The organism is Sandaracinobacter sp. T42, from assembly GCF_059115405.1.
Map to the genome: position 1 here is coordinate 2,404,035 of NZ_CM181101.1, position 18,699 is coordinate 2,422,733.

Below are 18,699 nucleotides of genomic sequence, written 5' to 3' on the forward strand. Positions count from 1 at the left end.
GCCGATTTGAGCGCGGATTTTCATTTCGCTGCCTCCAGCGCAGGGGTTGAGGCGTGGGCGGCAGGACGTTCCAGCCAGTCGACCTTGTTCATCTTGCGGATCACCACGAATTCGTCGCGATTGGAGCCGACGGTGCCGTAGTAATTGAAGCCGTAGCTCAACTGGGCGTAGCCACCGATCATGTGGGTCGGCTTCAGCACGGTGCGGGTAACCGAATTGTGGATGCCGCCACGCTGACCCGTCATTTCAGAGCCCGGCACATTCACTGTCTTTTCCTGCGCGTGGTACATGAAGGTCGTGCCTTCGCGGATTCGCTGCGACACCACGGCCCGCGCCGTCAGGGCGCCGTTGGAATTGAACGCTTCCACCCAATCGTTGTCGGCGACACCGATCTTGCGGGCGTCGGTTTCCGATATCCAGATGACCGGGCCGCCTCGGTTCAGCGTCAGCATGAGCAGATTGTCGGTATAAGTGGAGTGGATGCCCCATTTCTGGTGCGGGGTGATGAAATTCAACGCAATTTCGGCGTTGCCATTGCCGTATTTGTCCTGCAGCGGCGCCGTCGTCTTCAAGTCGACCGGCGGGCGATAGACGCAGAAACTCTCCCCGAACGCCCGCATCCATGGGTGGTCCTGGTAGAGTTGCTGCCGCCCCGAAAGGGTACGCCACGGGATCAGCTCGTGCACGTTGGTGTAGCCGGCGTTGTAGCAGACATGTTCGCTCTCGAGCCCGGACCAGATCGGCGAGGAGATGATCTTGCGCGGCTGGGCGACGATATCGCGAAAGCGGATCTTTTCCTCCTCCTTGGGCAGCGCCAGATGCGTGTGATCGAGCCCCGTCTGCCTGGAGAGCGAGGCCCAGGCCTTCACCGCCACCTCGCCGTTGGTCTCCGGCGCCAGCATCAGCACCGCCTCGCAGGCGTCGATATCGGTTTCGATCCGCGGCAGCCCCTTGGTCGGGCCGTCGGCGACCACCCCGTTCAACTGGCCCAGCAGGGCCACCTCATGCTCGGTATTCCAGGCCATGCCCTTGCCGCCATTGCCCACCTTGGTCATCAGCGGCCCAAGCGAAGTGAATCGCTGGTAAAGAGCCGGATAGTCCCGTTCCACCACCGAAATCGCAGGCGCCGTCTGGCCGGGGATCAGGTCGCATTCGCCGTGCCACCAATCCTTGATGTCGGCGCCTTGTGCCATTTCCGCCGGGCTGTCGTGCTGGATTGGGGTCAGCACCAGGTCGCGCTCGACGCCAAGCACCTCGGGCGCCACGCGCGAGAAGGCCTTAGCGATCCCCTTGAAGATCTCCCAGTCGGAACGGCACTCCCACGCCGGGTCCACCGCGCTTGTCAGCGGGTGGATGAATGGGTGCATGTCCGACGTGTTGAGGTCATTCTTCTCGTACCAGGTGGCGGTGGGCAGAACGATGTCGGAATAGACCGCAGTCGTCGACATGCGGAAGTCGATGGTGACGAGCAGGTCGAGCTTTCCTTCCGGCGCCCTGTCGTGCCAGCGCACGTCTACAGGCTTGCGACGCCCGGTGTGCCCCAGATCCTTGCCAAGCACGCCGTTCGAGGTGCCGAGCAGGTGCTTCAGGAAATATTCGTGCCCCTTGCCCGACGAGCCCAGCAGGTTAGACCGCCAGACGAACATGTTGCGCGGCCAGTTTTCAGGCGCGTCCGGGTCCATGCAGCTCATTTCCACCCGCTTGGCCGCCATCTCCTGGATGGCATAGTCCTTCGGGTCCATGCCCACCGCTTCGGCCGCCTTGCTCAGATCGAGCGGGTTCACCTTCAGGGCAGGCGCACTCGGCAGCCAGCCCATGCGCTCGGCCTTGGCGTTGAGGTCAAGGAAAGTTCGCTCCCAGCCCCCCTTCGGCTCGGTGGGCGAGAGAATTTCCGACACATCCAGCGTCTCGTAGCGCCATTGGTCCGAGTGGGCATAGAAGAAGCTGGTCGAGTTCTGCTGGCGCGGCGGGCGCGCCCAGTCCAGTGCAAACGCAAGCGGCGCCCAACCGGTCTGCGGGCGCAGCTTCTCCTGCCCCACATAGTGCGACCAACCGCCACCCGATTGCCCGACGCAGCCGCACATCACCAGCATGTTGATGGCACCACGATAATTCATGTCCATGTGGTACCAATGGTTCATCGCTGCCCCGATGATGATCATCGACTTGCCGTTGGTTTTCTCCGCGTTGGTCGCAAATCCGCGCGCGGTCGCGATGATCTGATCCCGGGGAACGCTGGTGATTTCTTCTGCCCAGGCCGGTGAATAGGGCGCCGGGTCGTCAAAGTTCGCCGGCATATGCTCGCCGCCCAAGCCCTGGTCGACACCGTAGTTGGCGAGGAACAGATCGTACACGGAGGCGACCAGCACCTCGCCATCCTTCAGCATCATCCGCTTTGCCGGAATGCGTCGCATCAGCCGGTCCGGATGGTCGGTGGAGGAAAAGCCATTGGCGGCGCTGTTGCCGAAATAGGGGAAGTCCACCTCGGCGACATCGTCGTGCACGCCCATCAGACCAAGGCGGAGCTTCAGCTCGGCGCCTGCCGCGTCCTTCTCGGCGAGATTCCATTTCGCCTGTTCGCCCCAGCGGAAGCCGATCGACCCCAGCGGCACCACCGGCTTGCCGGTCTTCTCGTCGATCCCCACCGTCTTCCAGTCGGGGTTGTTGGTCTCGCCAAGGCCGCCCGGGAAGTCCGAAGCTCTCAGCAGCCGCTCGGGGATCAGCCGGCCCTCGCTTTCTACCAGGCGCACCAGCAGCGGCATGTCGGTATACTGTCGGCAATAATTGCGGAAATAAGGCACCTGCCGGTCGCGGTGATACTCGCTCAGGATCACATGGCCCATGGCTAGGCCGAGCGCGGCATCGGTGCCCTGCTTCACCGAAATCCACAGGTCGGCGAATTTCGAGGCTTCGGAATAGTCCGGGCTGATCACCACGGCCTTGGTGCCCTTGTAGCGCACTTCAGTGAAGAAGTGCGCATCAGGCGTGCGCGTCTGCGGCACGTTCGAGCCCCAGACGACGATGAAGCCGGAGTTATACCAGTCGGCGCTTTCCGGGACGTCGGTCTGTTCGCCCCAGGTCTGCGGCGACGCCGGCGGCAAATCGCAGTACCAGTCGTAGAAAGATCCGCAGACGCCGCCGAGCAGCTGCAAATAGCGCGCGCCCGCCGCATAGGAGATCATCGACATCGCCGGGATCGGCGAGAAGCCGAATACCCGGTCGGGCCCCCATTTCCTCACCGTGTGGGCGTTGGCGGCCGCGACGATCTCGGTCGCTTCCTCCCAGCCTACTCGCACGAAGCCCCCGCCGCCCCGCCGCTTCACCCAGGAGGCGCGCTTGGCATCGTCATTCACGATCGAGGCCCAAGCCGCAACCGGCAGCATGGTGGCTCGTGCGTCGCGCCACAGCTTCAGGAGCCGCGCTCGGATCAGCGGATATTTCACCCGGTTCGCGGAATAGAGATACCAGCTATAGGAAGCTCCGCGTGAACAGCCACGCGGCTCGTGATTGGGCAGGTCCGGGCGGGTGCGAGGGTAATCCGTCTGCTGCGTTTCCCAGGTGACGATCCCGCCCTTCACATAGATTTTCCAGCTGCACGAGCCGGTACAGTTCACACCATGTGTCGAACGCACGATCTTGTCGTGCTGCCAGCGGTGCCGATAGGCATCCTCCCATTTGCGGTCATAATTGTTCATCTGCCCGTGCCCGTCGGAAAAGGGCTCCGACTTGCGGCGGAAGAAGGTCAGGCGATCGAGGACGTGGCTCATGGGAAGTGCCCTTATTCAGCCGGCTGCAGGGAGACGCCGCGCTCGGCGTTATGGAGCATCCCGCCCGGGCGTGCGTAGAAGACCCAGGTGACGACAAGGCAGGAGACGTAGAAGGCAAGAAAACCCCAAAGTGCGCCGCTCGCCCCGCCCGTCGCGTCGATCGAGAATCCGAAGCTCTTGGGAATGAAGAAGGCGCCATAGGCTGCAATCGCCGAGGTGAAGCCGGTGATAGCGGCACTTTCCTTCTCGGCCTGCACCCGGCTGGCGTCGGCCGAAAGACCCGGCTCCAGCCGCGAGATCTCGTGACGCATGATGCCGGGGATCATCTGGAAGGTGGAGGCATTGCCGACACCACTTGCGAAGAACAGGAGGAGGAACAGACCGAAGAAGGCCGGGAAGGCCCAGGGCGCCCCGGGTTGGCCGAGCACCCAGATGAGGGCGGCCGTCCCCGCCATCATCAGCAGGAAGACCCAGATCGTGACCCGGGCACCGCCCAGCCGATCCGAGATGCCGCCGCTGAAAGAACGGCTGAGCGCGCCGACCAGGGGCCCCAGGAAGGCGATCTTCAGCGCGTTCACCTCGGGGAAGAGAAGCTTCGTCAGTAGAGGGAAAGCCGCCGAGAAGCCGATGAAGCTGCCGAAAGTGCCGGTGTAGAGCCAGCACATGATCCAGTTGTGAAAGCGGGTAAAGATCACCGACTGCTCGGCAAAGCTGGCCTTGGCGCTTGCAAGATCGTTCATCCCGAACCAGCAGGCAAAGGCGGAAACGGCGATGAAGGGCACCCAGATGAAGCCTGCATTCTGAAGCCAGAGCATTTCGCCTTCGGCGGTCGGGCGCGGGTCGCCGCCTAGGATACCAAATACTCCAGCCGTGATTGCAAGCGGCACCAGGAACTGCATTGCCGAGACGCCCAGGTTACCAAGACCGGCATTTAGCGCCAGCGCCCGGCCCTTCTCTTGCTGGGGGAAGAAAAAGCCGATGTTGGACATGGAGGAAGCAAAGTTGCCGCCGCCTAGCCCGCACAGGAGGGCGAGCGCCAGCATAATGCTGAAAGGCGTCTCGGGGTTCTGCACGGCAAAGCCGATGCCCAGCGCCGGGATCAGAAGAGACCATGTGGTGAGCGTCGACCAGAGGCGACCGCCGAAGACGGGCACCATGAAGCTGTAGAAGATGCGCAGTGTCGCGCCCGAGAGACCAGGCAGGGCAGCGAGCCAGAAGAGCTGACTGGTCGAATAATCGAAGCCGACAAGCGGCAGCTTCGCGACAACCATTGACCAGACCATCCAGACCGCGAAGGACAGAAACAGCGCAGGGATGGATACCCAGAGGTTGCGCCGGGCGATTGTGCGGCCGGTCGTATCCCAGAAGGCCGGGTCTTCCGGCCGCCAGTCAGTGATGACATGGCCCTTTAACGCGCCCTCCTCCCGCTCGGTGTGAATGGGGCGCATCTCGGGCAGTTCGGGCAGCTTGCTCAGGGCCTCCCCGCTTGCTTCGCGTTCCATCTGGCGAACGGCCGTGTGCATCCAGATGAGGGCGCCTGACGAGATCAGGAACAGCAGCATGAAGCAACTCTGCCAGATGCCGGTCAGATCATTCAGCACACCGAACGCAACTGGAAGGATGAAGCCGCCAAGACCGCCCATCATCCCGACAAGGCCACCAACCGATCCGACATCCTTCGGGTAATAGATGGGTATGTGCTTGTAGACCGCGGCTTTCCCCAGGCTCATGAAGAAACCCAGCACGAAAATCAGGACGACGAAGGCCATCGGCCCCGTCGCCAGCCGGAATCTGATCGGCCCGTCGATGCCGTCGACGACATAGGATGTAGGCGGATAGGAGAGCAGGAAGGTGGCGACGATAGAGACCAGGAATGTCCAGTACATAACCGTTCGCGCACCGACCTTGTCGGAAAGATGGCCGCCGTAGATGCGGAACAGCGAAGCCGGAACCGAATAGGCAGCCGCGATCATGCCCGCCGTCTTGACGTCGAATCCGTAAGCCCCGATCAGGTAGCGTGGCAGCCACAGCGACAGGCCCACGAAGGCGCCGAACACGAAGAAATAATAGAGCGAGAACCGCCACACCTGGACGTTGCGCAAGGGGGCAAACTGCTCGGAGAAGCTTCGGGGTTGCGCACCGCGGGCGCGACGTTCGGCAAGATCGGGCTCGTCCTTGGTGGTCACGAAGAACAGGATCGCCATTACCACAAGGCCGGCGGCCCATATCTTCGCAACTCCTTCCCAGCCCATCGCCAACATCACGGCCGGTGCAAGAAACTTGGTGACGGCGGCTCCCACATTTCCCGCACCGAAGATGCCGAGCGCGGTCCCCTGACGTTCTGACGGGAAGAATTTGGAAACATAGGTCACGCCCACGGCAAAGGCGCCACCGGCAATGCCGACGCCTAGCGCCGCAACCAGGAATTGCGGATAGGTTGAAGCGTAAGTCATTAGATACGTGGCCAGCGCCGCAGCCAGCATCACGATCACCTGCATCCTGCGGCCGCCCAACTGGTCGGTCCACACGCCCAGCACCAGCCGGATGAGCGAGCCGGTGAGGATGGGCGTTGCGATAAGCAGGCCGAATTGGGTTTCGTTGAGGCCGAGATCCTTCTGGATCTGGATACCCAGGATCGAGAAGATGGTCCAGGCCGCGAAGCAGACGGTGAAGGCTGCCGTCGACATCCCGAGTGCGATTGGGGCGCCAGGTGCGGCCCGGGCGGGGGTTATGCCGGTGATGGGGGTGGGCGACAGCGTGGCCATGCAATCCTCTGGGGTGACGTATTGCGGCCACTCGCCGCAGCACAGAGGAAGCTCAGCGCCCCGATAGCCATTCCAGTTGATCGACATCAAGTGGATGCCCTGTTGCCAAGCGAAACAAGGAGACAGCGGCCACGTGTCAACGAAGCAATTGTCTAAAGAGGTGCAGATACTTGACTTACATCAAGCGAAAGTGAAAATTGGGCCCTGCAGTTACTGAAGGGACCTTTATGCGCCCCGGAGATTCGGAACGGGTTCGTGCTCTGCCGATTTTTGCTAGCCTCGATGATCGGAGCTACGCCAGCATCATCGGCTCTGCGTTCCTGCAGCGGTTCCCTGCAAACACACAGCTTCTGATCGAGGGGGATCCCGTCGATTTCCTGTATGTCCTGCTCGAGGGCCAGGTGGAGCTGTCCGGCACCTGGAACGACAAGGAGACCGTGCTCTCGATCCTGCGGCCGGTATCCTCCTTCATCCTGGCGGCGGTTGTTCTGGACGCTCAAGCGCTGATGGGCGCGCGCGTCCTGGAGCGCTCCGACATATTGATGATCCCCGGGGCCGCGATCCGCGCCCGCATGGAGCAGGATGCGGCTTTCACGGTTGCCGTCGCCCGCGAGCTTTCGGGCTGTTACCGGGGCCTTGTCCGCACCATCAAGAATCAGAAACTGCGCAGCGGTGTGGAACGCCTCGCCAACTACCTGCTTCAGTTGCACTTCCGAAGCGGTGAGACAGAGGTTTTCCAGCTCCCGCATGAGAAACGCGTACTTGCCTCGCTGCTAGGCATGGCGCCCGAGAATCTCTCCCGCGCCTTCCACACGCTGAAGCCCTATGGTGTGCACGTGAACGGTGCCGAAGTGCGGCTGACGCTTCTTGCGGACCTGCGGCGGCTCGCCAAGCCCGATCCGCTGATCGAGAAGCCGGCGGATCAGCATGGCACTCCGCTTGCCGAGTTCGAGGCCGAACTGGGCGCGGCGCGCAGCTCCGCCTGATCGGTCAGAGCCCGCCGAAGCGTATAGAGGCGCCAGCAGCCACGAAAAGTACCGACAACAGGGTCACGCCCCGAATGTGCCAGGCCAGTTGCGGGAGGTGAGCAGTGTCGAGCTTCGGGATGATGAACAGGCGCGCATGAACCGCCAGCATCGCCGTGAACCCGAGTATGACAAGCTTCAGTCCGATCGTCCGCCCGAGCGGGTCGTCAAGGTCAGCCCAAAACGCGGGCGGAGCAGCGCGCGCCGCCAGCCACAGGCCGGTCACCACCTGCACCCCCAGCGCCGGCAGTCCGACGCGCTCGAAGGCGTCCTCGAAGGCACGGATCGCCGCGACATCACAGGTCTTCAGTGCGGCCGGCAGCACCGAAAGCGCAAGGACCAGATGCCCGCCCGTCCAGATCGTGGCGCCGAGAATGTGAGCGAAAAGGAGTGGAGGATAGAAGTCCATCGAAAACCTCAGTCAGCAAGAGAGAGCGGCGAGCGTACCGGAACATTGCCAGCTGGCCGCAAGAGCCACGACGCAAGGGCAAAGCCGCCTAGACCGGTCAACTGCCCGAAGCCCGGGTCACATCCTCGATCCACGAGAGCGCCCGCATTGCAGCGGCGAATCCAATGCTTGGCACGGCCAGCAGCGCCACCTGCTCCAGCATTCGCGGATCAAGCCCTTCAGCGAGGCCTCGCCGGGTATGCGAATGCACGGCCCCTTCAAGCCCCGACGCCGAGGCAAGGGCAAGCTTTACCAGACGCTGCTGGGTCACATCGAGTGGACCGGCTGCGGCACAGGCTTCCCCCAAGGCGGCATAGGCCTTCCAGATGGCCGGTTGTTAGGCCGCAAGCGCACCCGCCCGGGCCGGCAGCTTGGATGGTGTGGGGGTGTCGATCATGCGTTGCTCCCGTGTTGCAGCGTCGTTGCCCGATCAGCCAGATCGCCGCGGTTGGCTTCGGGCAGACCGGCGGCAAAGGCCCCCAGCCTGACTTCCGTCACGAGGTCCCCCGCAAAGGCCCTGAATGCCGCGACATTGCGCCAGGGAACCGCAACAAGAACCGGCACACCCAGTTCGACGGCGCGCGCGATCATCGCACGCCCGCCGCCGCCGTCCGCCTCGACCTTGCCGAACCGGTTGAGAATCAGCAGGTCGGTCCCGGTGTCGAGGCAGGACTCGGCGGCGGACAGCGCCTCCACCAGCAAGCCCTGGTCCAGCCGGCAGCCGCGCGCACCCGAACCGCGATTTTCCGAAATCGGCAGGCGTTTCCCGCCCGGCAGCAGCTCGACGACCATGTTGCACCGGCTTCCCGCCGGCTCCTCAGGCGTTCGCTGCACCAGCCCGGCAAGGCGCAGGCCCTCGCCCTGCCACCGATCCGCCAGCGCCGCGAGCAGCGGGTCAGGCGCTTCACCTGCCCCGTAAACCAGAGCAAGGATCGGGCGATCCCCAAAGGGCAGCATGGCGATCACGGCCTATCGACCATGTCGAAGTCGCGCTTCCCGCTGCGGCAGGCGGGGCAGATCCAGTCGTGCAACACATCGGCCCAGCGCCTGCCCTGCGCCGGCCCTACCCCGACGCAACCAGCAAAACTGGCCGCCGGGTTCCCGATGGCGACTGCAAGCTGCGTGATTTTGACTGGCGCTGGCATTTGCCCTCCATTCCCGTCTGCACGATTATTCGTCGGCAATCGGGGTTGGCAAAGGCTATCCGGATCAGACCAATTTCGCTTGATTATCGTCAAGCCGAAGCATGTTTGGCCGCCCGTTCCGCGAAGACTCTGCATGGCCTGCGCGCTCGTTCGGGGTCAGAGGTCGGGTTTCCCCCTTGGCTAGATCGCCGAGCGACACTCCGCCGATGGCAACGCGCACCAGCCGCAGGACATTCGCGCCCCGGGCGGACACCATACGTCGAACCTGCCGGTTGCGCCCTTCGGTCAGCACGATCTCGATCCAACTCGACCGACCGGAGGTACGCAGCAGCCTCACAGATGCGGCGCTGAGGCGCTCGCCGTCATGCTCGACAGGTTCGGCAAGGGCCGAGACGAAACCCGCGTCCGCAAGGCGGTCAATCTTGACGTGATAAGTCTTCGGGACGCCCGAAGCCGGGTTCATCAACCGTTCGGCCCACTGAGTGTCATTGGTGAGAAACAGCAGCCCCTCGCTCGCCTTGTCGAGCCGGCCGACTGGCGCAAGAAACGGCAGTCCTTCGGGAAGGTAATCGTAGACCGTGCCGCGCTGCTGCGGATCGCGCCGCGTGGTGACGGCCCCGCGCGGCTTGTTGAGCGCGAGGTAGATCTTGTCCTGCGCGATGACCCTGCTGCCATCGACAGTAATCACTTCCCGGGCCATGTCGACCCGCTGGCTGGCGCCACGCGCAGGCTTGTCATTCACCAGCACCCGTCCGGCCTCGATCAGAGACAATGCCTCGGTTCGGGAACAATGTCCCAGCTTCGACAGCGCGCGCGGAAGGCTGACGGTGGATGTCACATGGGCAGGTGGCCGGACGCGCCGGGTGACAGGGCGCGTCGCGCCCTGCCTGGAATCGTGATGGGACATGGTATGGTTCCGCCCCCCGATGCCGAATTGTCGGAAAGGAGCATGGCTGTAACGGAAAATGCAGCGAGTAAGCAGCACTGCGCGGATATCCTGACCCCGAGCAGCCGCAAGTGCGCCCGGGGCTAGATGCCCGCGATCAGTCTGCCGGCGCGCAAGGCGCGATGGTAATTGCCAACCGTCATGCGGCCCTCATCGGCTCGTCGACTGCCGGCGTCAATGCTTGCGGGCGTCCTTTACGCCAGAATGCAAGCACGCAAGGGCGCCCGACTGTTCGATAGACGTGCTATTGTGCTGGTGGAAACCAGGGAGGCGCGTCATACGGGATGACGAACCCTATTGTATCAACCTGCCCTGGGGCCCATCGGTCCAAGCCGGGATTTCCCCTGCCGATGCAAAACTTAGATGACTCCAAAAGCTGTCATGGCAGCAGCCACACGCTCAAACCCGGCGATATTGGCACCCAAAACATAGTCGCCAGGGGCGCCGTATTCCTCGGCGGTTTCAGCACAAGTATCATGAATGTTGCGCATGATGGCGGCGAGACGTTCCTCGGTTTTCTCAAAGCTCCAGCTATCGCGCGAGGCATTTTGCTGCATTTCCAAGGCTGAAGTCGCAACTCCGCCAGCATTGGCCGCTTTGCCAGGGCCAAACAGCACTCCCGCGCTTTGTAAGACGCGGACGGCATCGGGCGTGCAGGGCATATTCGCCCCTTCGCCCACAGCGACCACCCCATTCTTGACCAGTGCGAGCGCATCCTTGCCGGTCAACTCGTTCTGCGTGGCCGATGGCATGGCAACATCGCACGACACATCCCATATCGAACCGCCAACGATATATTGGGTTCCGCTGCCTTTCATGCGGACATACTGCTCGATACGTTCGCGGCGAACGTCCTTGATCTCCTTTAGCAGGTCGAGATCGATGCCGTTTTCATCGACAATGTAACCATTTGAGTCCGAGCAGGCGATGACGATGCCACCGAACTGTCGGATCTTTTCGATCGTGTAGATCGCAACATTGCCGGACCCGGACACCACACATTTGCGTCCTTCGAGATCCATGCCCCTGGTGGCGAGCATGCTTGAGACGAAATAGGTGGCACCAAACCCCGTGGCTTCAGTCCGGGCACGCGAGCCGCCATAGACCAACCCCTTGCCGGTCAGGACCCCGGCTTCGTACCGATTGGTCAGGCGCTTGAACTGGCCAAAGAGGTAACCGATCTCTCGTCCGCCAACGCCAATGTCACCGGCTGGGACATCTGTATATTCGCCCAGATGTCGTTGCAGTTCAGTCATGAATGACTGGCAAAAGCGCATGACCTCGCCGTCGGAGCGTCCACGCGGATTGAAATCCGAGCCGCCCTTGCCACCACCAATCGGCAGTCCTGTAAGAGCATTTTTGAAGATCTGTTCAAAACCCAGAAACTTGATGATGCCAAGGTTCACCGAAGGGTGAAACCGCAGGCCACCCTTGAAGGGGCCAAGCGCAGAATTGAATTGTACGCGAAAGCCGCGATTGATCTGCACCTGACCGGCATCGTCAACCCATGGCACGCGAAAAATGATCTGACGTTCAGGCTCGCATAGTCGCTCTATAAGAGCATGGTCGGCATAATAGGGTTTCTTGGCGATCACGCGCCCGAGACTTTCCAGGACCTCGATCACGGCTTGGTGAAACTCGGTTTCGCCGGCATTACGGCGCAGCACCTCGGCGAGGATAGGTTCAAGCTTTTCGTCAATCTTTGTCATTGAGATTTCCTGGCTCCGGGGCTGGGGTCGGCTACCGCATGCGCGTGCATACAGGCCATAAAGAAGTTTGGCTGCTTTCGTTTCATCTTTCATGGCATCGGCGGCTATCTTTTTGAGGATGAGTTCATCCGTCGTAATCCCCAGCCTTCGTCCTCCCATATTCACATCAACCTTGGTGCCTAGGACCTTGGCCCATCCTGCTAAACGAAGCGTCTGACCGCCCTCAAGACCAGGAAAGCTGGTTCTTTGGCAGCCGCCCGCTTGGATCGAAGGCGATCACTTGGTGACCGGCGGCCGCTCGCCCAGTCGAAAGAGCGCCCCCAGGTCGAAAAATCGGTAAGCATCGAGCACGAGCCCATTGTCTTCAGACATGCGCACTTCAGCACTCAAACGGCGACCCGAGGGAACAGGAAATAGTCGAACGGGCGGCGGTTGGGGGTGTCCATCCGCGCCGCGCTGGCCTTCAGCTTCCCTTGAACTTCACGGCTGCGTTCCCTGATACTGCCGAACAGATTCCCTGCTACGCGCGATCAAATTCCCTGTTCCTGCTTGACCGTAGCGGTAGATGAAGTCTTGATAAATCAGCTACTTGATGGAGATTTGTGGCCGTGCAAAGCTCCGAAAATGCGCAATTTCCCTGTTTTCGACGCTATAATAGGGAATAACAGGGAAGAGACCGGTTCGCGGCAGACCGATTCCACCGCCAGTTCCCGCGACCTGATCCTTATCCTTGCTGGCCCAGGCGAAGCGGCAGGGCTTTCATCGCACCCACGAAATTGGACCGGATATAGACCGGCTCCGCGAGCACCTCATAGTCAGGGAAGTGGCGCAGCAGGGCTTCCAGGATCAGGCGCAGCTGCAGGCCGGCCAGCCGGGAACCCAAGCAATGATGGATGCCATAGCCGAATGTGATGTGGCGTGCGGCGTTGGCCCGCCCCACGTCCAGCCGATGCGGGTCCTCGAACATGGCGGGGTCATGGTTGCCGGCCCCGTACAGCATCGCCACCCGCTCCCCCTTCCGGATCAGCTGCCCGCCGATTTCCACATCACATGTCGCGGTCCGCGCCATCTGGAAGACAGGGCTGAACCAGCGCAGCAGTTCATTCACCGCGCCGGGAATCAGCGACGGATCCGAAACCAGTTTCGCCCGCTCTTCCGGAAAGAGATGCAGGGCCCACAGCGCGCCCGCCAGGGAACTTCGGGTCGTTTCGTTCCCGGCGGCGATCATGTTCGAGAAGAAGCTCTTCTGCTCCGTCGTGTCGAGCGGGCGCCCATCGACCTGGCCGTTGGCGATCACCGTCAAAAGATCGTCCCTTGGTTCGCGCCGCCGCTCGGCCAGAAGATGCAACGCATATTCAAAGATCGCCAGATAGCGCGCATTGGCCACCTCCAGCGACGGGGCAAGATCCGGGTCATCCGTGCCGAACACCGCGTTGGTGAATTCGAACACGCGCCATTCATCCTCGGCAGGAACGCCCATGATCGCGCAGACGGTCCGGATCGGAACGATCGCGCCGACATCGCGGACAAACTCAACTTCGCCACGCCCTGAAAGGCTCCTGATCAGTTCGTCGATCGAGCCCCGGATCCGGGGCTCGATCCGGGCCATCGCAGACGGCAGGAAGGCCTGGGAGACAAGGTTTCGAAAGGCGGCATGTTCCGGATTGTCCATCGCCAGCATGAAACGGCTGAGCGTGCGGCCGATCTCGGGATCCATCGCCCCACGATTGTCTGTGGGGATCCGGAATCCGGCCGTGGAGGTGAAATGCGCCCCATCCACGGACACTGCGCGAATGTCTTCGTAACGCGTCAGCACCCAGAAGGGCGGCTGCTTCGACGATCCGGGATGACGATACACAGGCGCACGGGCGCGCAGTTCGTCATAGGCGGCATGCGGATGGCCGTACTCGAAACTCGATGTCTCGAGCAGATTGAAATCTGGCATGATCTGCCCTCCTCCGGCTGGCGCCGATCCAGCCGCAGCCCCTTCAGGGCCTGTTTGCGATCCAGTCCTTCACAAGCGTCGCGGCCTGTTTCACGAGCTCCGGCTGCCCGAAATAATAATGGTTGGCGCCCGGGATCACATGATGGTCGATGCTGCACCGGCTGGCGGCCTGCATCAGCCGCGCTGCGTGGCTGGGGGTGCAGGCATCGTCGGCCCCATTTTCGATCACCAGCATGGGGCAGCTGATGCGGGCCGCGCATTTCAGCCCGTCGGCATTGCTGTCGTCATAGGACCATTGCGACAGCCAGCTGCGCAGCGTGGTGAAGCGGGCCAGCCCCACGGGGCCGTCGTTCACCACCGCCGGATCACCCAGCATGCACCAGTTTGGCCTGCGCTCCGATGGCTCCAGCGTCGCGTCCAGGAAGCGTGGGTCGGCCATGGTGCCCTGCACGGTGAAGCAACGCTCGTGGTTCTCGAGCCCGGCCGCCTTCAGCGCCGCCAGTTCGGCCTTCACCCAGGCGGTGATGCGCCGGTTGCGCGCGATCTGCGCGGCGCGGTAGGTCGCCACGAAATCCGCGGAATAAGGCGGCTTCGGGCCGTCCGGGGCATAGAGGTTCAGGCGCGCATCGCGCTCGAACGGGCGGCTTTCATCGGTGATCGAAGGATCCATCCACTCCGTCAGCGTCAGGTTGCGCGACAAATGGGCGGCCAGCAGCAGAACGCCGTCCGCGGGAATGAACTTCGCCGCCGTCAGGTCATAGGGGTCACCCGCGGGCGTATGGGTCACGCGCGGATCCTGCGCCTCGGCCTGGTAGAACAGCGATTGCGCGCCCCCGCCGGACCAGCCGCCCAGATAGACGCGCTTGTAGCCCAGCCGTTCCCGCGCGTCGCGGATGCAGGCGCCGAAATCCATCACGGCCCGCTCCATGATCAGGGCGGTTTCATTGCCGCGATAACGGGTGTTGCAATAAATGGTGTGCACGCCCTGCCGCGCCAGCGTCGAAACCAGCGGCAGCCAGGCGCCGCCGCCGATCGGGTGGGAAAAGATCACCACGCTGTCGGACGGCGTCTCGGGCTTCAGGTGATGCGCCTCGATCGCCACCTTTCCGATCTGCCCCCCATAGGTGTCCTTGAAGCTGCTCGTCTCGTCGAACACGATCAGGTAGGGGATGCGCTCATAGGATACCGCCATGGTCAGGCCTCCTTTGTCTGCGGTTTCGATCGACCCCGCTGAAGAAGGGCGGCTTCGCCGAATTTCGCGATTTTCTGTTCGCGGGTGCGCGCGCTCCACCGGGCGAGCTGTTCAGGCAGGTGCGCGCGCTCCTCGGCGAAGATCCGGTCATGATCCGCTGTGCGGACTGTCAGTTCGATCTGGATGCCGTTTGGATCGTACATGTAGATGGATTTAACCATCCCGTGATCGACCGGCCCCAGCGCGCTGATTCCGTGGGCATTGATCCGTTCCTGCATGGCAAGCAGATCGGCTTCCGAACCCACTTCGAACGCGAAGTGCATGTCGAAGCTTTCCTTGCGCGCAAACCAGTCGGGATCGGCGGAACCCGGCGCGTCGAAGAACGCGATATATTCTCCGTTCTTCATCCGGAAGAAGATGTGCATGTAGGGATCCTGTTTGCCGGTCCCCGTCACCTCGTCCAGTACAAGGGCGCCGTCGGCCACCAGGCCAAGCACATCCTGGTAGAACCAGATGGTCTGTTCCGCATCGCGACAGCGGAAGGCCGCGTGATGCACGCCCCCGATCGGCCGCGCTTCGGTTGATGGGCTCATCCTGCCTCTCCTCGTTCAAATTCCATTCTGACCAGACGTCGGCTTTGCACAATCCCCCCGGTCGATCCGGCGTTCCCCCGCGTACGTCAGTAACGGAACTTCGCCTGGACGGCGATCGAACGGGGTTGCTGAATGAACTTCGAGATCACGTTGGCCGCCAACGGCGTCGCAAAGGCGTGGGAAGCCGTGATCTCGTTGGTTAGGTTTTTCCCCAGGAAGGCCAGTTCCCACCGGTCGTCGGCCGAACGGATGGCCGCGCGCAGATCGAACTTCGCGTGGCCGTCCTGCCCGGCGGCGGGATCGTAGGATTCTTCCAGATAGGCGAAACTGCGGAATGTCATGCCGGCATTGATGTTGAATTCAAGGCTGTCGCTTGCCGGCAAGGTCAGATCGGCACTCAGCGTGCCGCTCCATTTGGGGGATCGCGGCAGGGGCCGGCCGGCCGCATTGTTGTCGGCCGGAACGCAGCTGAGGTTGTCATACGGGCACTGGGCGCCGGGAAAATCCAGGAACTTCGCATCGAGATACGCGAGCGAGCCGGTCAGCAGAAAGCCTTCTGTGATGGCGAAGCTCAGATCGCCCTCGAAGCCCTGGCTGCGCGCCTTGCCCGCATTGCTCGTGATGAAGCTGGTCGTCACAGCATCGAACGAACTGACCTGCAGATTGCGGAAGTCCGTGCGGAACAGGGCCGTGTTGATCCTCAGCCGCCGGTCTAGCAGCGCCAGCTTCGCACCGACTTCGAAGGTCTCCGCACTTTCGGACTCCACCTGAAACTGAGCCGGTGTCGTCGTCGCCTGCGCGCCGACAAAGCCGCCGGCTTTCGACCCCTGCCCGTAAGAGGCATAGAGCATCGCTTCGGGCGTGGCATTCCACTGCACCGCGACCGACGGATCCCATTCCCGCTCCGTGCGCTGACCGGACAATGGCGTGGCAAGCCAGGTCGGAAGAACCACACCCGTCTTGTGCCGGGTCTGGTTGGCGCGCTTGCGATCAAAGGTATAGCGCAGGCCGCCGATGAGCCGCAGGGTTTCGGACATGTGCCATGTGACATTTCCGAAACCGGACCAGACGACATTTTCCTGCCGGAAGACCCGGTCCGACTCCCCATTGAACGGACCGAACTTGATCAGCGTGGTTTGCAGCAGATCATAGTCGTTCACATGAAAATATCCGCCGAAAATATACTCAACGGTTCCGGTCTCAGGCGAAGCCAGCCGCAACTCCTGAGACATCTGGCTGAATTTCTCGGCAAAACTCGATGCGAAAGCCGGCGCGGGCCCGAAATCCGCGTCAAGCCGCTTCTCGAAATCATAGGATGAATAGCCCGATATCGAGGTGAGCACATGCTCGCCGATTTCGAGGTTGGCGATTGCCGTGAGGTTCAGGTTGTTGGTGTTGTCGAAGTCCCTGTCGACAAAACCCGGAAAGCCACCCGTCGATCGCTTCAGATCAGGATCATCCGGCGTCAGGATCTGTTCCGACGCAGTCCCGGTCAGATCGACATGCCCGCCCTCCACCTTCAGCAGGAAATCCACCGGCCCGCCGGAATCCACAAGGATGGAGGCACGCCCGAACAGCGTCTTGCGCTTGGTTTCCTTGCCGCCGAGGATCAGGTTTTCGATGTACCCGTCATAGTCTTCATATTGCGCGGCCACACGAACCGCCACGGCCTCGCTGATCGGGCCCGAGACCATGCCGTAAAGACGGGTGCCGCCGGGTTCGAATTCGTAGCTGCCCTCGGCCGCCGCCTGAAGCTCGAAGGTGGGTCGGGCACTGATGACACTGATCGCCCCGGCACTGGTGTTCTTTCCCACGAGTGCGCCCTGCGGCCCGCGCATCACCTCGATCCGCGCCACGTCCAGAAACGGCGCCTGGAACTGCCGGGCATGGCCGCCATAAACCCCGTCCACGAACAGACCCACGGTCTGTTCGAAGGCGAGATTGCCGGGCGACGAGCCAATGCCCCGAATATAGAAGGCGTTGTTCCCGGGCGTCGTCTGCACATAGAAATTCGGCACGAAGCGATCGAGCTGATTGAAATCCTGGATGCCCATGGTCGTCAGCTTCTGCCCGCTCGCCACGGTCATGGAGATGGGCACATCCTGCACATCCTGTTCCCGCTTCTGGGCGGTCACGACAATCACATTGCTATCCACCTCAGCGGCGGCGTCCGCCGCCCCGGCCATCGCGGGCCCCGCAAGCGCCGACGAGGCGACGGACGCAATCAGGCCCACCCTTATAAGACGGGCGCGTTCAGCAAGCATAGCCACAGGCTCTCTCCCCTTCCCCATGAACGATCCGCCCGCTTTTCGCGGGTCACAATCTTCGGATCCCTCCGTCGCGGCCAGCCTCCCTCGCTGGCCTCCTCCAGACAGTTCGAACCTAGCCAGTCCAACCCATAATGTAAAGCAGATTGACATTATTGACAGCCGGAATGGCAGTCCTGAAATTATAAATATTTAATAATAAACAGATTTTTGTCATTTGCGGTCACGCGGCTTGCGGCATCGCGTGAAGCCTGTTCACCTGTCATGTCAGTCCCGATCCGCTGGAAGGATCAGCCACTCTTCCCGGGAAAACCCCGGGAACCCGATCGCCGGGCGCGGCCTTCCGAAGACCGGAACCGAATCGGCACAGGGGGATCGGCAAGCCCGGCTATTGAGCCGTGCGGGGCCCGATCATGACAGGCTCGCCCCAGGGATGGCGGAAGGCGCTGCGCAGCGCGTCCACCTGTTGCTGGCCGATGCGGTAGGCGAGCACTTCGGTCACCTCCCGCACGATGCGATTGGCATCCTTGCGCATAGCCCGCCCCTTTTCGGTGAGATGAACCGTCCGGATGCGGCCATCTTCAGCATCGGGCCGCAGTTCGAAGATGCCGCGCGCAACAAGGGAGTTGATCGTCTGGTGCACGGCCTGCCGCGTCAGCCGCAAACTCCGCGCGATGTCGGCCGGTCGGATGATGTTCATCTGCACATGGGTCATGATCATGGATTCCGTCCGGGACAGTTGCGGCAATCCGTGCGCCTTCAGGCTCCGCTGCAGGCTCTCGTCGAACCACTCGAAGCCTTCCATCAGCGAGACCAGAAGAAACTCGGTTTCAACCACGCCCATCCTCCCTTTCCGGCTCACGCAGGCCAAGACATACCCGGATCCTGGCGGCGGCA

At 62.2% G+C, this 18,699-nt stretch carries 13 protein-coding genes; 1 reads left to right on the forward strand and 12 read right to left on the reverse strand.

What is annotated here, in order from left to right:
* Positions 1-20: 20 nt before the first annotated feature.
* Both ACW9TV_RS11745 and ACW9TV_RS11750 read right to left on the reverse strand, forming a co-directional pair.
* On the reverse strand, positions 21-3,767 hold the full coding sequence (locus ACW9TV_RS11745) for a nitrate reductase subunit alpha (protein ID WP_494303651.1): 3,747 nt from the start codon (positions 3,765-3,767) through the stop codon (positions 21-23).
* Between the two features lie 11 nt (positions 3,768-3,778).
* Positions 3,779-6,532 (reverse strand): nitrate/nitrite transporter, encoded by a 2,754-nt coding sequence (locus ACW9TV_RS11750; protein ID WP_494303652.1) that lies wholly within the window; start codon positions 6,530-6,532, stop codon positions 3,779-3,781.
* A gap of 227 nt (positions 6,533-6,759) precedes the next feature.
* Between ACW9TV_RS11750 and ACW9TV_RS11755 the strand changes: the two genes are divergently transcribed.
* Positions 6,760-7,518, forward strand: coding sequence for a cyclic nucleotide-binding domain-containing protein (locus ACW9TV_RS11755; RefSeq protein ID WP_494303653.1), 759 nt, complete (start codon positions 6,760-6,762; stop codon positions 7,516-7,518).
* Positions 7,519-7,522: 4 nt separating this feature from the next.
* On the opposite strand, the gene ACW9TV_RS11760 is transcribed toward ACW9TV_RS11755, so the two are convergent.
* From ACW9TV_RS11760 to ACW9TV_RS11805, 10 genes are all read right to left on the reverse strand, one after another.
* A complete protein-coding gene (locus ACW9TV_RS11760; RefSeq protein WP_494303654.1) occupies positions 7,523-7,966 on the reverse strand; it encodes a CopD family protein in 444 nt (147 codons plus the stop codon).
* Positions 7,967-8,063: 97 nt separating this feature from the next.
* Entirely contained in the window at positions 8,064-8,276 is a 213-nt protein-coding gene (locus ACW9TV_RS11765) for a carboxymuconolactone decarboxylase family protein (protein WP_494303655.1), read from the reverse strand.
* Between the two features lie 122 nt (positions 8,277-8,398).
* On the reverse strand, positions 8,399-8,962 hold the full coding sequence (locus ACW9TV_RS11770) for a DUF2478 domain-containing protein (RefSeq protein ID WP_494305089.1): 564 nt from the start codon (positions 8,960-8,962) through the stop codon (positions 8,399-8,401).
* Between the two features lie 252 nt (positions 8,963-9,214).
* Entirely contained in the window at positions 9,215-10,057 is an 843-nt protein-coding gene (locus tag ACW9TV_RS11775) for a pseudouridine synthase (protein ID WP_494303656.1), read from the reverse strand.
* 398 nt (positions 10,058-10,455) lie between these two features.
* Positions 10,456-11,805: an NADP-specific glutamate dehydrogenase gene (gene gdhA / locus ACW9TV_RS11780; protein WP_494303657.1), complete on the reverse strand. Its 1,350-nt coding sequence runs from the start codon at positions 11,803-11,805 to the stop codon at positions 10,456-10,458.
* 724 nt (positions 11,806-12,529) lie between these two features.
* Positions 12,530-13,750 carry a cytochrome P450 gene (locus ACW9TV_RS11785; protein WP_494303658.1) on the reverse strand — a complete coding sequence of 407 codons (1,221 nt, stop codon included), beginning with the start codon at positions 13,748-13,750 and terminating at the stop codon, positions 12,530-12,532.
* Positions 13,751-13,793: 43 nt separating this feature from the next.
* Positions 13,794-14,942: an alpha/beta hydrolase family protein gene (locus ACW9TV_RS11790; protein WP_494303659.1), complete on the reverse strand. Its 1,149-nt coding sequence runs from the start codon at positions 14,940-14,942 to the stop codon at positions 13,794-13,796.
* A 2-nt stretch (positions 14,943-14,944) separates the two neighbouring features.
* On the reverse strand, positions 14,945-15,535 hold the full coding sequence (locus ACW9TV_RS11795) for a VOC family protein (RefSeq protein ID WP_494303660.1): 591 nt from the start codon (positions 15,533-15,535) through the stop codon (positions 14,945-14,947).
* An 86-nt stretch (positions 15,536-15,621) separates the two neighbouring features.
* The gene (locus tag ACW9TV_RS11800) at positions 15,622-17,769 is read right to left on the reverse strand and encodes a TonB-dependent receptor (RefSeq protein ID WP_494303661.1); all 2,148 of its coding nucleotides are present in this window, start codon (positions 17,767-17,769) and stop codon (positions 15,622-15,624) included.
* A 421-nt stretch (positions 17,770-18,190) separates the two neighbouring features.
* Positions 18,191-18,640, reverse strand: a complete 450-nt coding sequence (locus tag ACW9TV_RS11805; protein ID WP_494303662.1) for a MarR family winged helix-turn-helix transcriptional regulator — start codon at positions 18,638-18,640, stop codon at positions 18,191-18,193.
* Positions 18,641-18,699 lie beyond the last annotated feature (59 nt).